The 15441-nt window shown below is 33.1% G+C and carries 13 protein-coding genes; 5 read left to right on the top strand and 8 right to left on the bottom strand.

Translation table 11 applies throughout. The features are described 5' to 3' along the window. Window positions 1–5: 5 nt before the first annotated feature. Both PHS07_00875 and thrS read left to right on the top strand, forming a co-directional pair. Complete coding sequence (locus PHS07_00875; GenBank protein ID MDD4606882.1) at window positions 6–377, top strand: hypothetical protein; 372 nt, start codon at window positions 6–8, stop codon at window positions 375–377. Window positions 378–382: 5 nt separating this feature from the next. Continuing rightward, window positions 383–2116, top strand: coding sequence for a threonine--tRNA ligase (thrS, locus tag PHS07_00880; protein ID MDD4606883.1), 1734 nt, complete (start codon window positions 383–385; stop codon window positions 2114–2116). Between the two features lie 226 nt (window positions 2117–2342). Here thrS and PHS07_00885 read toward each other — a convergent pair whose 3' ends face one another. Further along, window positions 2343–3260 (bottom strand): hypothetical protein, encoded by a 918-nt coding sequence (locus PHS07_00885; GenBank protein MDD4606884.1) that lies wholly within the window; start codon window positions 3258–3260, stop codon window positions 2343–2345. A 155-nt stretch (window positions 3261–3415) separates the two neighbouring features. Between PHS07_00885 and miaB the strand changes: the two genes are divergently transcribed. Beyond that, a complete protein-coding gene (gene miaB, locus PHS07_00890) occupies window positions 3416–4729 on the top strand; it encodes a tRNA (N6-isopentenyl adenosine(37)-C2)-methylthiotransferase MiaB (protein ID MDD4606885.1) in 1314 nt (437 codons plus the stop codon). Between the two features lie 4 nt (window positions 4730–4733). Here the strand turns inward: miaB and PHS07_00895 are convergent, their stop codons facing one another. Next, entirely contained in the window at window positions 4734–5417 is a 684-nt protein-coding gene (locus PHS07_00895; GenBank protein MDD4606886.1) for a PrsW family intramembrane metalloprotease, read from the bottom strand. 72 nt (window positions 5418–5489) lie between these two features. On the opposite strand from PHS07_00895, the gene PHS07_00900 reads away from it, so the two are divergent. Both PHS07_00900 and miaA read left to right on the top strand, forming a co-directional pair. Next, the gene (locus PHS07_00900; protein MDD4606887.1) at window positions 5490–5657 is read left to right on the top strand and encodes a hypothetical protein; all 168 of its coding nucleotides are present in this window, start codon (window positions 5490–5492) and stop codon (window positions 5655–5657) included. Window positions 5658–5659: 2 nt separating this feature from the next. Continuing rightward, window positions 5660–6565 carry a tRNA (adenosine(37)-N6)-dimethylallyltransferase MiaA gene (gene miaA, locus PHS07_00905; GenBank protein ID MDD4606888.1) on the top strand — a complete coding sequence of 302 codons (906 nt, stop codon included), beginning with the start codon at window positions 5660–5662 and terminating at the stop codon, window positions 6563–6565. 59 nt (window positions 6566–6624) lie between these two features. Here miaA and PHS07_00910 read toward each other — a convergent pair whose 3' ends face one another. From PHS07_00910 to rpsB, 6 genes are all read right to left on the bottom strand, one after another. Further along, the gene (locus PHS07_00910; GenBank protein ID MDD4606889.1) at window positions 6625–9975 is read right to left on the bottom strand and encodes a hypothetical protein; all 3351 of its coding nucleotides are present in this window, start codon (window positions 9973–9975) and stop codon (window positions 6625–6627) included. A 408-nt stretch (window positions 9976–10383) separates the two neighbouring features. Beyond that, the gene (argS, locus tag PHS07_00915) at window positions 10384–12105 is read right to left on the bottom strand and encodes an arginine--tRNA ligase (protein MDD4606890.1); all 1722 of its coding nucleotides are present in this window, start codon (window positions 12103–12105) and stop codon (window positions 10384–10386) included. Window positions 12106–12186: 81 nt separating this feature from the next. Then, window positions 12187–13182, bottom strand: coding sequence for a type I glyceraldehyde-3-phosphate dehydrogenase (gene gap, locus PHS07_00920; protein MDD4606891.1), 996 nt, complete (start codon window positions 13180–13182; stop codon window positions 12187–12189). A 37-nt stretch (window positions 13183–13219) separates the two neighbouring features. After that, on the bottom strand, window positions 13220–14008 hold the full coding sequence (gene ricT, locus PHS07_00925) for a regulatory iron-sulfur-containing complex subunit RicT (protein MDD4606892.1): 789 nt from the start codon (window positions 14006–14008) through the stop codon (window positions 13220–13222). A 91-nt stretch (window positions 14009–14099) separates the two neighbouring features. Then, on the bottom strand, window positions 14100–14687 hold the full coding sequence (locus PHS07_00930) for a translation elongation factor Ts (GenBank protein MDD4606893.1): 588 nt from the start codon (window positions 14685–14687) through the stop codon (window positions 14100–14102). Window positions 14688–14727: 40 nt separating this feature from the next. Further along, a complete protein-coding gene (rpsB, locus tag PHS07_00935) occupies window positions 14728–15429 on the bottom strand; it encodes a 30S ribosomal protein S2 (protein MDD4606894.1) in 702 nt (233 codons plus the stop codon). Window positions 15430–15441 lie beyond the last annotated feature (12 nt).

Consider the following 15441-nt stretch of genomic DNA (forward strand, 5'->3'; position numbering starts at 1 on the left):
ATTATATGTCATTACCTGAAAAATTCAACTCATCAAATTTTTCACCAGAACAAAATAAACAGCCAAATACTGATCTAAGAATTATCAAAGAAATTGTAGAAGAAGATGGAACCGTTAAAAAACTTTTTTCTGATCCAGAGGGTTTTATTTGTAAAACAGAAATTATTCAAACAAACGGTACGATGTTACAAAGATTCAATAATCAAGAAGGACATACTATAAAATTAATTCGAACCACCCCTATGCCTAAAAATTATTCTTTAGAACAATATTATATTCCAGATCCTGAAAATGAAGGTAAATTTATTGAATCAGAATATTATATTAAAGATGCTGGTGGAAAAATAATGGAATATGAAAATTTATTAGATATTTAAAATATATGCACAAACAACCAAACAATCAACTTGAAATTATTCGTCACTCTTTGGCGCACATTTTAGCAACTGCCGTTTTGAAATTATACCCAGATACTCAAATTGCGATTGGTCCAGCTATTGAAGATGGCTTTTATTATGATTTTGATTTTAAAGATAAAATTACGCCGGAAAACCTACCAGCAATTGAAAAAGAAATGCGTAAATTAATTAAAGAAAATTTAAAATTCGAACAACAAAAAATTAATATTTTAGAAGCTAAAGAAATTTTTAAAAACCAAAAATATAAAATCGAGCTGATTGATGATTTGGTTAGTCAGGGCGAAAGTCAAGTTTCAATTTATAAAACTGGTAATTTTGTCGACCTCTGCCGTGGTCCACATATCGAATCAACTCAAATCTTAAAAAATGTTGGTTTTAAATTAGATAAACTAGCCGGCGCTTATTGGCGAGGAGATGAGCATAAACCCATGTTAACTCGTATTTATGCTCTCGCTTTTAAAAATCAACAACAGCTTGATGAATTTTTAATTCTTCGCCAAGAAGCTATTAAAAGAGATCATCGCAAGTTAGGACAGGAACTAGATTTGTTTTCTTTTCAATCACAAGCTCCCGGCATGCCCTTTTGGCACAACAAAGGCAATTATATTTGGCAAAAATTAGTTGATTGGGTTAGCGACTTAATGCGTCAAAGAAATTATGAAATTAATAAAACACCAATTATTTTAAATAAAGACTTATGGCTTCAATCTGGTCATTGGGATCACTATGCAGAAAATATGTACTTTACTAAAATTGATGATCAAGATTTTGCCGTTAAACCGATGAATTGTCCGGGTAATATTTTAATTTACAAAAACACCAAACATTCCTATCGTGAATTGCCAATTCGTGCCGGTGAATTTGGCTTAGTTCATCGTCATGAGTTATCAGGGGTTTTATCGGGACTATTTAGAGTCCGCTGTTTTACTCAAGATGATGCTCATATCTATTGTACTCAAGAACAAATCCAAGCTGAAATTAAAAACCTGCTCGATTTTATGCATCAAGTTTATTCAACTTTTAATTTTAAATATCGTATTGAACTTTCAACCAAACCCGACAAAGCTATGGGTGATCCTAAAATTTGGGAATTGGCTGAAAAAACTCTAAAGCAAGTTTTAGACCAAACTGGTCAAGATTATAAAATTAATGAAGGCGATGGCGCTTTTTATGGTCCCAAAATCGATTTTCATTTAGAAGACGCTTTGGGTCGTTCTTGGCAATGTGGTACAATTCAACTTGACTTCCAAATGCCAGAAAAATTTGATTTAACTTATACTAATTCTGACGGCCAAGAACAACGACCAGTTATGTTACATCGAACTATTTTAGGCAGTGTGGAGCGATTTATTGGTGTTTTAATTGAACACTACGCTGGTGCTCTACCTATTTGGCTCTCTCCTGTCCAAATTAAAATAATTAACGTTGGCGAAACTCACGAAAAACATTGCCAACAATTAGCCGAAGAATTTAGGCAAGCCGGTTTGCAAGTTGAATTAGATTTAGCCAATGAAACTGTGGGCAATAAAATTCGCAAGGCTATCAAAGAAAAAATTCCGTATATGCTAGTCATCGGCGACAAAGAAATGGAAAGTAAAGATTTACACGTTCGTATCCGTGGCGAAGAAAAAGTGGTTAAAATATCAAAAAAGAAATTTATTGCTCAAATTTTGAAAGAAATTGAAGATAAAAAATAAATTTTATATTTAAAATAATCAAGTTCTTTTGAATAAAAAATCAACTGTTGTAAACAGTTTTACCCAAACGACCAGAACAGACTCCTCCTTTCGTGTTAACAATCAAACCGGGTTAACTGTTTCATAGTAGTTGAGAGGGCTTCGCTTTCGAGCGAGGCCTTTTAAATTGAAATAAAAAAGGGATCTGTTTTACAACAGAACCCCTATATGCATCATTGTTTTAGTATTAGAGACTTGACGCGATATCCTCCTTAATTTCAGAGGGTGTATCATCCCGATCCAACAACCATTTTTTGTCGTCGAGAGTGAGTAAATGTTTAAATCTACGGTAAACAGGCTTCTTGACAGAGAAACTGGACGACCAGCAAAGTATGGTCATTAGGCTCTTATGCTCTGGATTTTCCCAATTATCGATCATATCCCCTACAATTTCAGGTGGAGCTTGCCCGCATCCATCACACCTCTTCAATATCCCTACTCTTTCTGATTCGCCGAAAAGGGGCTTGAATTTATTGTAGATAGATATTTTTATGGAAGGTGGTACAAGAATATAACATATAATATCTACTAAATTCTTGGGTTCTGGATTCTGCCAATTTTCAATAATATCCTCTGCTATTTCTGGCAGAATCCATCCTACATGAAAATCCTTAAAGAGCCCCGCTCTTTCTGATTCGCCGAAAAGGTGCTTGAATTTATTGTAGAAAGATATTTTTGTTGGTGTTGGAACACCCTGATCTCCTATTGTTTCTAATATGCTCGTATACTCTGGAGTTTCCCAACTATCAAGAATGTCCTCTACAACCTCTAAGGGGGTGTATTCATGTTTAAGTAATTCCACACGGTCCGTTTCGGTAAGGCGTGGTCTTAGATATCGCCAGGCTTGTCTTTTTTTTCTATTAAACCGGTCCGATAAAGTCACTTCCCTTATTATGCCAATATAAACTTTATTAGCATAAGAATATCCAGCCACCATTTCCCAAAGTCTTTTTTTCTGCCAGGGTAAGATGAAAATCGAAAATCCCGGTTCAGTAAAAACGTCTATAGCTCGCTCTTCATCATTGAGTCTCTTTCCGGCAATCCGATAGGCCATTTGATTAAAAACAATTGTTGCTATCAATAGTCCTAAGATTAAACCACACATTTTTCCTCCTCGTTTTTTCTTTTGTCAATGATACAGATTATTTTTTTATTTCTATTAATAATATCATAATTATAATTTAATGTCAAGACTTAAAGGTTAATAACTCTTAATGTTATTAAATTGAAATAAAAACTTTTTTCTGTTAGGATTAAATTATGCTAACATATTTTATCAAAACTTTTGGTTGTCAAATGAACATCAGCGATTCAGAACGCATCGCTGGTTTATTAAATTCCATTAATTTTCAACCTACTCAAAATATATCAACAGCTGATTTAATTATTGTAAATGCTTGTTCGGTTCGTCAATCAGCCATAGATCGTATTTATGGTTTAAGTGCTAAATGGCTTAAACAAAAACAAAATAATAATTTTAAAACCATTTTAACCGGTTGCCTTTTGGACTTAGATAAAAAAAAGTTAAAACCGCGTTTTGATTTGATTTTAGATATCCGCGATTTAAACACTTGGCCGCCAGCCATCGCCAATCTATTTTCCGACAACAATCTCTGTCATACAAACTATAACCTACAAACCACAAACTATCTAGGCGTTAAACCTAATTATTCTAATTCCCACACCGCCTTAGTTCCTATCATGAATGGTTGCAATAATTTTTGTTCTTACTGTGTTGTACCATACACTCGCCACCGTGAAACCTCTCGACCAGCTGATGAAATTATCAAAGAAGTAAAATCGTTAATTAAACGTGGATACAAGGAAATTATTTTAATTGGACAGAATGTTAACAGTTATCAATGTCCTCATAGTCAAATTAATTTTCCCGAACTTTTACGTATGATTAATAATTTATCTGGCAATTTTTGGCTAAATTTTGTGACTTCCCATCCCAAAGATATGTCTGATGAATTAATTCAAACCATGGCTCAATCATTAAAAATTTGTCCATATGTTCATTTGCCAGTCCAATCTGGTGATAATAAAATTTTACAAGCCATGAATCGTCACTATACCGTTCAACATTACAAAAAATTAATTAAAAAAATAAAACATAATTTTAAAAAATACCGCATTGGTTTAGAAAAATATCCCGCAATCTCAACTGACATTATTGTTGGTTTCCCTGGCGAAACTTTAAAACAATTTAAACACACCTTGCGTTTGGCTAAAAAAATTAAATACGACATGATCTATGTTGGTCAATATTCACCCCGGCCCCAAACCACTGCGGCTAAATTAAAAGATGATGTTTCTAAAACAGAAAAGAAAAACCGCGACAAAATTTTAAATCAAATTTTACAAAAAACCAACCTAAAAAATAATCAACGCTTTGTCAATCAAACCCTGGAAGTTTTAGTTGATAAATGTAACAATCAAGCTTGTTTTGGCCATACTCGTCATTTTAAAAATGTTAAATTTGATTCGAAAAATGATTTAACTGGTCACAAAATTAAAGTTAAAATAAAACAAGCTCACGATTGGAACTTGTTAGGAGAATTAATTAGTTAAGTTTTTATCTTACGCCAGTTTTTTGAAATCGCTTAATTTTAAAATATAGAAAAATAAACCCAGCTATTAACCACGGAATTGCAATTAAATTTAGCCAAACTAAATCCTGAGACACTGAAATATTAAAAACTGCGTGAAAAATAATAGCTAAGATAACGCCTTTAATTAGCCACCATTGAGATTGATGATGAAAATGCACCCAACCCAAATAATAACCAATAATGCCCGTAGCTACGGCATGCATTAAAGTTGTAGTTAAAAAGCGATACAAAATTAATTGCGAACCGCCTACTAACACGGCCAAAGAATTTTCCAAAGCCGCAAAACCCAAAGCTGCCGTAACACAATAAAAAATACCATCCAATGATTCGTTAAATTCTCGATTATAATAAATTTTTTTCCGCACCACGCCAAATTTTAAAATTTCTTCCAAGGGCGCCACAATAATTAAAGCTCTGAGAATAATTAGCCAACCACGCGAAACATATAATTCCGGTTTTAAAATTTCAACTAAAAAATGTTCTAGAACTATAGCCAAAAAAGCGGCCAACATGCCCCAAATAAAAATTTTCAAAATCAACCAAAAGGGTTCTGGCCGTTTACGATCATAATAATGATAAAAAATCAGCCAAAAAACACTTGGTAAAAAAGCAAAAATAATTAAAGCAATTTTATATATTATTTCCATAAATTTAAGCTATCCTTTATTATACCAAACTCTATTATTTATGTCTAAAACAAATTAAGCTATAATAAAGCTATGACTAAATTAAAACAAATTTTAACTAAAGCCGATAAACGCGCCCAACAACATTTCAAAAATAAAAATCAACCCCAAGGCGCTACTTTAAGTTCACAAACCCAACATTGGCGTGACTCAAATTTTTATCAAAAAACCAAAAAAATATCTAAAATTACAATAAAATAATTATGGTTTCAAACCTTCCAAAATTAATTGTTGTTCTCGGTCCCACCGCTTCTGGCAAAACCAGTTTGTCTTTAAAATTAGCTCAAAAATATCATGGACAAATTATTTCAGCTGATTCACGTCAAATTTATAAATATATGGATATTGGAACTGATAAAATCCAAGACACTCGAAATGTTCCTCATTATTTAATTAATATCATTACGCCTAAACAAAATTATTCTCTAGCCCGATATCAACACCAAGCGATTAAAATTATTAAACAGATTCAACAAAAAAAAGATATTCCCTTTTTAGTTGGTGGCACTGGTATGTATATTGATGCGGTGATTGAAAATTGGCACATTCCTCGAGTTAAACCTAATTTAAAATTACGCGCTCAATTAGAAAAAGAAATTCAACTTTTTGGTCATGACAAACTTTATCAACGTTTGATTAAACTGGATCCAGCTGCTAAAAATTTTGTTGATTCTAAAAATCCACGTCGCATTATTCGAGCGCTCGAAGTATGCTTAACTACTCAGCAACCCTTTTCCCAACAGCGTCTTAAGAAAAAACCCTTATTCGATTGTTTAATTTTAGGTATCAATTTACCTCGAGAAAAATTATATCAAAAAATTAATCAACGCACTCAATATATGGTTAAAAATGGCTTAATTGATGAGGTTAAATTTTTGATTAAAAAATACGATCTACAGTTGCCAGCCCTCCAAGGTTTAATTTATAAAGAAATAATTGCTTATTTAAATGGCCAAATAGATTTAAATCGAGCCGTCGAATTAATTCAGCAAAACACTCGCCATTATGCCCGTCGCCAAATAACTTGGTTTAAACGCAATTCAAATATTCACTGGATTAAAAATTTTTCTCAAGCCGATAAGTTAGTTAAACAATTTTTATTAAAATAATCTTTTGGTAAAAAAATAGTCCTAAATTAATTTAAGACTATTTTTTTATTTTAATAAATTTAATTGGCGGGTTGTATTTTTTTTAAAGCCACGTCTTCTTTAACAAAGCCATCTTCACCATCAATCTCAATTTGGCCCTCTACCATTTCATAACCGGGTTTCTGGCAAGTTAAAATATATTTATCTTTGCCGATTTTAAAACCATAGCGCCCATCTCGTAAGGTTGTCTGAGTGTATAATAATTTACCAAATTCTTGACTAAATAAACGCATAACTGCCCCACCAATTTTTTCGCCTGTTTCAATATCGTAAATATTGCCCCACGGTTTAATTTTGGCCCCAAAAGTCACAAACCTAAATGAGAAAAATAATACCACATGAAAAGCCAATAAGGCTAAAGTATAATAACTTGGCGAAATTACCACCGCGCTTAAGCCCAAAATTGGCCCAAAATACGACATGATTTTACCGATTTGTTGCTTGGCTTTTTCCTTGACCATCTTTTTATATTCTTTCATTTTATCATCGTCTGAAGCTATTAATAAAGATTTTAAATTATCAAATTTAATTTTTAAATTTTGCCGACCGTCAGCGCTCGCGCTTAATCCAGATTTTAAATCAACTGGAATATTTAAATTTAAATATGGCCGAGGCAAAACATACCGATTATTTTTGTGTTCAATTTTTTCTTCGATTAATTCAGTGGTCTCATATTTTACATTAGGATCACCTTCCTTACTGGTAATTTCTTCACCATGATAAATATTCTCATATATGCCATCTTTAAATTCATTTTGTAAAATTTGACTTGGGAATTGATAATCACGCGTATTGATTTTAATATAATATTTTTCCAAAGGTTGAATTAAAAAATAATACCGCCCATCAGCACCCGTCACTTTGGTTGATAGTAATTTGTGATTTTCGGCACTATACAAACCAATCGTAGCTAAAGCCACTGGTTGCTTAGTTAACGAATCGTAAACTGTGCCCCAATATTTACGTTTACGGGCCAAGAAAAAGGCCGGTTCGGTAAAAATAAGCTTTAAAATTTGTAATAAATATTGTGTAAATGGCACAGCCGTGGCTGCTATTGGCGCCGTTGTAACTACATTAATTATAGCCACTGTAGTTACAGTTGGCACAAAAACTTTTTTGTTCACATTCTGTACGGTTTCGTTTTCTTGAATATTTTCTTTATAAACTTTAGCGACTGGTGCAATTATTTTTTCCTTAACAGCTTCAATAACTGGTTCAACAACATTTTTCTTAACAATTTCTACCACTGGTTTAATAATTTTTTCAACTACTTTTTCAACTGTTTCAGTAATAGCTTCGGTTGTCTCTTGAATAGTTTCTTGAATTACCGGCGGTAATTCTGGAATTATTCTACCACCGCCCGGATTTGATTGAGGTGAAGGCTGGCAACTACTATCATCAACTAAACGTTCCAAGCCTTGATCGCCAAAACATCTGACCTCATTAGGCATACAAGTCCGAGTTTGTTTCATTTGATTGTCTTCACAACCTTGATTAACCCAAGCAGTACACACACAAGGAATTAAATTAACACAATTTTCATCCATCACCTCACGATTTTCGTTGTCACAACCACTCGGCAAACATTCTCGATTTTCTAAACGATAACCCGTATAATTACCATCTTCATTAAAAAGACAATCACCACTCACCCAGTTATTACACTCACACTCTTCTTCAGAACAACTAAAATCAAACACAAATCTCGAAGATGGGCCACAATCTACTGGATCACAAAAACGTACCTGAACTCGCCTTGGTTCACCTTCGACACATTCTTCGTTTTGCCAATCCGTATAAGAATGACAAGCGTGACACACTGGATCATAAGCCTGATTTTCTTCTATCCAACATTCGCCCGTCGACTCATAGCAACATTCACGACTCGTTTTTTTTTCGTGAAAAGTAGCCGGTAAAATTGTTGATGAGTCTTGATTTAATTTAATATTCATCTCGCCCGTAAATTCTAAACACTCATCATTTTGCCAATCGCCACACATCGGCATTTCTATTTTAAAACCAAAAGTTTTACTAATTCTATCTTGGTCGGAAGAAAACCAATTGGGTGGATTAATAATCCAAGGCAAATTATCGGTAGTTAAATTATAAGTACCCTCTTTAAACAGATCCAAATCCGACAATGTCGATTCATCAATCTCCACTAAAAAAGTATAAAAATCCGCGAATAATTTATTAAGTCCTGGCGGTGTCTCTGGATCGGGCGGCCTAAAAAAAATAAATTCACCCCGACTATCTGCTTGAGTTTCATCCATTAAATCGCCAACTGCCTGATCAGGCGTCCAACTATTATCTATTTCAAAAAGCTTAACAACTACACCCTTAAAATTTTGTCCACTATTTATTTCTGAATCATCCATATAGCCATTATTGTTCTGATCATAAAAAAATTTACCACGCACAATCCTTCCACCAAAATAACCAAAACTAGCTTGATATTCTTGATTATAGGATAATTCAACTAATAAAGGTGATTTTTCATTAGTAGCGATTGGTTCGTTTCCCTCAAAAGCATCTTGAACCATCACTGTCTCTTCATCAATATATAGCCAATAATTACCCGGCTCTAATTCTAAAAAATTAGCTTCTCCTTGTTCATTAGAAAATTGAGTGTCAATTAAATTATCCTGAGTAAAATTAAACAAACCGTCAGCTACGGAATCTTCATATAATCTAACCTCCACATCACTTAAAAGAGCATCTCCTGTGTCATTACCATAAACTCCATCTGTATTTTGATCGTAAAAAACCTGAACCTGAATATTCCCCGGTTCCTGAGAAATAATAATATCAATTAAGCCCTGAACTGTATCGCTCCAAGAGCTATAACCAGTTGGTTCCTCTTCATCGCTATAATAAATAGCCTCTGATTGACTAGCAATGGGTGAGCCAGATTCTGCCACTTCATTAACTTGTACTTGAAAAGACACCTGTCCACCTTCACCAGCTGGCACATCTACAATATAAAAAGTCACCATATTAGCTCGAGTAATATTATAGTCCCCTTCGTCTTCATCCGCTTCGTCAGTTAAAATTTCTTCGTTTAAAATCATCGAGCCTGGCACATAAGTTGTTCCATCTGGAACCTTATCATAAATTTCAACATCTACTGCTTTAAAAGCTGAAACATTTTCATAGCCAGTAGTAAAAGTTAAAACATCTCCGGCATAAACTTTTAACAATTCTCCATCGGGCGACTCAACCATTACTTCAAATTTTTCGTCTTGAGCATAAACATAAAAATCCCGACAAACATATTCTTGATTTAAACTACAAAATAAACCGATTAAAATTATGGTTAGAGCAAAAATATACCAAAAAACTTGTTTAAATTTTATTTTTTCATCTTCCATTTTTGATTTTTATTTTTTATATTATAATTATAACATTTTTAAAAATACTTGTCATTAATCGTCTCCATTACCTCCACCTCCCTATCTCTTTTTAGTCATTGTCCAACTCTCTTTCGTCGCCCCTGGCTCTAGTCCGCCGAATCGGAGGATGACCAGGGATCTAGAATTAATTTAACCTGGATTCCCAATCAAGTTGGGAATAACGTAGAGAAAATAGGAATGACGGTTTGGAAGGGTGTCGTTGCGAGGAGTCCGCCGATTCGACGGACTCGCAAAGACAGATTAAAATAGTGTCATTGCGAGGAGGAGGTAATCCGACGACGTGGCAATCCCGTAAATCAACGCCTTGCGCGCCGATCCCCGAAATTGCTTCCCTGCCGAATCGGCGGGTCGCAAGGATAAGGTATCCTACATTTTCTCCGGCATTTCAATTCCTAATAAATTCAAACCTGTATTTAAAACACGATAAACCGCTTGAATTAAATTCAAACGCCATATTTTTCTCTCCTCGTTTTCAGCTTCTAAAATTGAACAAGCCTCATAAAAACTACTAAAATCTTTAGCTAACTTTAATAAATAACTAGTTAAAATAGCTGGATTATAATCTTGACTAGCTTTTCGGATAATCAATTGAAAATCATATAAATCTTGAATTATTTGCCATTCATTTGGTTGTAAATTTTTTAATTCAGGTAAATTTTTATTAGATTTAACATCTGTTTTATTTAGAATACTTTTAATCCTGACACCGGCGTATTGTAAATAAGGGCCCGTATCGCCTTCAAATTGAGTTGCCTTAACTGAATCATAATCGTTGTTAATTTCTGGTGAAAATTTTAACATACCAAATTTTAATGAAGCCAACGTAATTTGATCAGCAATTTTATCGATCTCATCTTTAATCACGTTGTGACGTTTTTCTATTTCTAAAACAGCTATCTTTTTTATTTTATAATATAAATCTTTAGCCGAAACAACCTGACCACTGCGTGAAGCTATTTTTTGTCCATCAAGAGTTAAAAAACCGTAGGCCAAGTGATAACAATTTTGAGCTTGTTTAAAACCCATTAATTCTAAAGTTTTAAATAATTGCTTTAAATATAATTCCTGTCTAACGTCAACCACATAAATTGATTGATCAATTTTAAATTTTTTAAATTTAATCTGGGCTAAGGCCAAATCTTTAGTTGAATATAAACTTGAACCATCTGATTTTAATAATAGAAATGTGCCTAAATTATACTTTTCTAAATCTACTACAATCGCCCCTTCTGATTTTTTAGCTATTCCCTGTTTAACTAATAATTGAACTAAATTTTTACCAGGTTTTTCCATGTCTGATTCAAAAAATTCTTCATCAAATTTTATTTTCAATAAATCATAAATTTTAGCAAACTCTTTCAAGCTTAATTCGCAAGTTGTCTTCCAAATTCTTTTTAAATCTTTGTCCCCTGCTTCTATTTTTTTTAAAGTGTCATCAACTTGTTTTTTAAATTCCGGTTGTTCTTCTAATTTTAAATTTGCCTTAACATAAAGTTCGGCTAGCCAACTATCAATATTTTCTATGGGAATTTTTTGATCTGTAAGGTTGGTAAAATACCATAACCATTTAGCTACATGGGCTCCGATATCGCCGTGATAATTTGCTCGTATAATTTTATAACCATCAAACTCCAACAAATTTGCCACACTGGCTGACAAAAATATATTACGTAAATGACCAACATGCAAGGCTTTATGCGTGTTGGCCTGGCCAAAACCTTCAATCATAATTTTATCTTTTTTCTTTACGCCTTGTCCGTAATTTTCATTTTTTAAAACATCACTTAAAATTGCCCGACTAAATTTATTCTTATTAAGATAAAAATTAACATACGGACCGGCCACGGCTATTTTCTCTACTAAATCATTTAATTTTAAACTACCAATTAAATTCGCTAATTCATTCGGTTTTAAATCAACCTTTCTCGCTAAATCGAAACATTTTAAACTCAAATCACCCAGCTGGATTTGTGGGGGTTTATTAAAAATAATAACTAAATCATCTCCTGATAAAGAAGGAAATTTTTCAATTAAAAAATTTTTTATTTTATGTTCAATTTCTTGAACAAACTTATAACTTGAATACATCATTTAGTTTAATTATAACATAAAATAATTTTAAAAACAAAAAAGCTTGTTCAGTCAAACAAGCTTTTTTATGTTTAATTTTTATCTCGTAATAAATTCGGCCATTTCAGCTAAACGATTAGCATAGCCCCATTCATTATCATACCACGCTAAAACTTTGACTAAATTTTCTCCTTGCACATTAGTAAACTCCGCATCAACAATAGATGAATATGGATTTTTAATAAAATCAATTGAAACTAACGGTTGGTGGTTAACACTTAAAATTCCTTTTAATTCCTTGTCGGCTGCCTTTTCTAAAGCTTGATTAACTTCTTCAATGGTGACTGGTTTAGTCACCTGAGCGACATAATCTACAACCGAGACGTCTGCTGTTGGTACCCTAATTGCTAAAGCATCAATGCGGCCATCCATCCCAGAAACAACTTTAACAACGGCTTTGGCCGCACCAGTTGTAGTTGGAATCATACTCATAGCCGCAGCGCGAGCACGACGCAAATCTTTATGAGGCGCATCCACTAAATTTTGATCAGCCGTGTAGCTATGAACAGTTGTAGCTAAACTTTTAACAATCCCAAAATTTTCATTTAAAACTTTAACAATTGGTGCTAAACAATTTGTTGTACATGAACCATTGGAAATAATGTGATCATTCTCCTTATTATAATCCTGTTGATTACAGCCCCAAACAAAGGTTTTAATATCATCACTTTTACCCGGAGCCGAAAGTAAAACCTTTTTAGCACCAGCTTTTAAATGTTTTTCCGCACCTTCTTTTTTGGTAAAAAACCCAGTGCATTCCAAAACCACATCTACTCCTAATTCTTGCCAAGGTAATTTTTCTGGATCGGCTTCGGTTAAAGCTAAAATTTCTTTACCGTCGACGATTAAATATTTATCATTAGCAGAAACATTTTTTTCGTAAATTCCATAAATTGAATCATATTTTAATAAATGTGCTAAGGTTTGATTATCAACCAAGTCGTTGACGGCAACTATCTCAACATTCGTTTTGTCTAATAAAATTTTGAAAACTGCTCGGCCAATTCGGCCAAAACCATTAATTGCGATTTTCATAGTTTTTTGAATTTAAAAATTAATATTTAAAATTTATTTATTGATTAATATCAACTTCAACAATCATCCCGTCGTCTAATTTAACATCTACGCTCTGTTTTAAAATATGCCAATTAATCACCTTACCCTTGCCTTGTTTAACTTTAATTTCACTCCCCAAGGCTGGCATTTTTTTAATAGATTCTTGATAAATATCAGCTTCAAAACCTAAACAACATAAAAATGAGCCACAAGGTCCGCTTAATCTTTCTTTACCGCGATGAGCAATCTGCTGACTTTGGGCTTGTTCAATGCTAACCTTGTTAAATTTTTTAATAAATTTAGTACAGCATAAAGATCGTCCACAGGGGCCAATACCACCGCCAATTTTTAAAGCTTGACGCGAATCAACCTGAATCAAACGAATAGTCTTTTGAAAATGATGGGTTAAATCTTTTAATAAATCCCTGAAATCAATCCTCTTGGAAGCCACAAAGCCAAAGATAATTTTACCGCCATCATAAGAATAACGCACTCCCAACAAACGCATCGGCAAATTATATTGAGTGACGAATTGCTGACATTCTTTTAGCATCTCGTTTTTTTTATCCTTATGTAGGTAAATCTTTTTCAAATCACTAGTATTGGCTTTTCTTAAAACTGGTTTTAATTGAGCTAAAAGCTCTTCGCTCGGCTGATCGTTTTTTTCTAAACCAGCCACCATGCCAATTTCTCTACCAATTTGAGTCGCCACAACAACCTGATCACCAAGATGTAAATTTAAATCTTCAGCATTAAAATGGTAAACCTTATCCCATGGAGAAAATTGTATATAAGCTAAAATCATAATGAAAAAAATAAAAATGCTAATTTACAATCACATGCTAATTAACGAAAAAACGTTAGGTCACGCGATCCGTAAATTAGCATTTTAAAAATTATAAGCTAAATCTAACGAATCTTTTAATTTTAATATTTTCTTTAAGTTTGGCTAAAACTTCTTCAACTACCACTTGAACTGTTTTTTTATCATCTTTAATAAATTTCTGATTTAACAAACAGACTTCTTCGTAAAATTTATTTAATTTGCCTTCAATAATTTTTTCGGCTACTTCGGCTGGTTTATTTTCCTGAGCTAATTGTTGACGATAAATTTCTTTTTCTTTTTCAACTACTTCAACTGGAATTTCATCAGCTGAAACATATTCTGGCGCCATAGCGGCTATCTGCATAGCTACTTCGTGAGCTAAATTTTTAAATTCTGGATTGCGTGCCACAAAATCAGTTTCACAAACTATTTCGACTAAAACTCCTATGCGACCTTCCCCGTGGATATAAGCTTCAATTAAGCCTGCGTTGGTGGCGCGATCTTGTTTTTTGGCTACAATTTTTTTGCCAGATTTTTTAATTATATCGATAGCTTGATCAATATCGCCATTGGTTTCACCTAAAGCTTTACGGCAATCCAAAATGCCGGCACCGGTTTTTTCTCTTAATTCTTTAATTATGTTTGCATCTAATTCCATAATTTTATTTTTATTTAATTATTAAATGAAAAATAATAAACTATTCTTTAACGACTTGTTCTTTACGACCTTCTAAAACAGCATCCGCCATTAAACCAATGATAGTTTCTAACGATTTTACAGCATCATCATTGGCTGGAATTGGGTAATCAATATCAGTCGGATTAACATTAGTGTCACAAATCGCAACAATCGGAATATGTTTTTTGCGAGCTTCTTGGCAAGCATTTTTCTCTTTGGATAAATCAATAATAAAAATGGCTTGCGGTAATTTATTTAAATTACGTAAACCGCCAATTTTTTTATTTAACTGTTGAATTTCTTTATCAAAATTTATTTGTTCTTTCTTGGAATATTTATCTAAGTCACCGCTACCTTTTTTAATCTCCAAATCTTTCATTTTTTTTATTAATTTTGAAATAACACTAAAATTAGTAAAAGTTCCACCAATCCATTTATCGGTAATATAAGGCATTTCCGCTCTTTCGGCTTGAGCTTTGATAATTGGCATGGCCTGTTTTTTTGTACCTAAAAATAAGATTTGTCCACCTTGACTAGAAATATTTTTAGTAAAATCCAAAGCGCGTTTTAAGGCTTCGACTGTTTTGTCTAAATCAAAAATATGAACCCCCTCACGTACAGTGTAAATATAAGGTTCCATTTTGGGATGCCATTTTGATTTACGATGACCAAAATGCACTCCGGCTTTTAACAAATCAAGTAAACTTGGTATATGTGGCATATTTCTTATAAA

It is taken from the genome of Patescibacteria group bacterium (genome assembly GCA_028707495.1).
In the GTDB taxonomy this organism is placed as follows: Bacteria; Patescibacteriota; Patescibacteriia; order UBA2591; family JAQWAS01; genus JAQWAS01.

Coding starts and splice junctions, on each gene's coding strand:
- PHS07_00875 (MDD4606882.1), top strand. CDS start 6: ATGTCATTACCTGAAAAATTCAACTCATCAAATTTTTCACCAGAACAA.
- thrS (MDD4606883.1), top strand. CDS start 383: ATGCACAAACAACCAAACAATCAACTTGAAATTATTCGTCACTCTTTG.
- PHS07_00885 (MDD4606884.1), bottom strand. CDS start 3,260: ATGTGTGGTTTAATCTTAGGACTATTGATAGCAACAATTGTTTTTAAT.
- miaB (MDD4606885.1), top strand. CDS start 3,416: ATGCTAACATATTTTATCAAAACTTTTGGTTGTCAAATGAACATCAGC.
- PHS07_00895 (MDD4606886.1), bottom strand. CDS start 5,417: ATGGAAATAATATATAAAATTGCTTTAATTATTTTTGCTTTTTTACCA.
- PHS07_00900 (MDD4606887.1), top strand. CDS start 5,490: ATGACTAAATTAAAACAAATTTTAACTAAAGCCGATAAACGCGCCCAA.
- miaA (MDD4606888.1), top strand. CDS start 5,660: ATGGTTTCAAACCTTCCAAAATTAATTGTTGTTCTCGGTCCCACCGCT.
- PHS07_00910 (MDD4606889.1), bottom strand. CDS start 9,975: ATGGAAGATGAAAAAATAAAATTTAAACAAGTTTTTTGGTATATTTTT.
- argS (MDD4606890.1), bottom strand. CDS start 12,105: ATGTATTCAAGTTATAAGTTTGTTCAAGAAATTGAACATAAAATAAAA.
- gap (MDD4606891.1), bottom strand. CDS start 13,182: ATGAAAATCGCAATTAATGGTTTTGGCCGAATTGGCCGAGCAGTTTTC.
- ricT (MDD4606892.1), bottom strand. CDS start 14,008: ATGATTTTAGCTTATATACAATTTTCTCCATGGGATAAGGTTTACCAT.
- PHS07_00930 (MDD4606893.1), bottom strand. CDS start 14,687: ATGGAATTAGATGCAAACATAATTAAAGAATTAAGAGAAAAAACCGGT.
- rpsB (MDD4606894.1), bottom strand. CDS start 15,429: ATGCCACATATACCAAGTTTACTTGATTTGTTAAAAGCCGGAGTGCAT.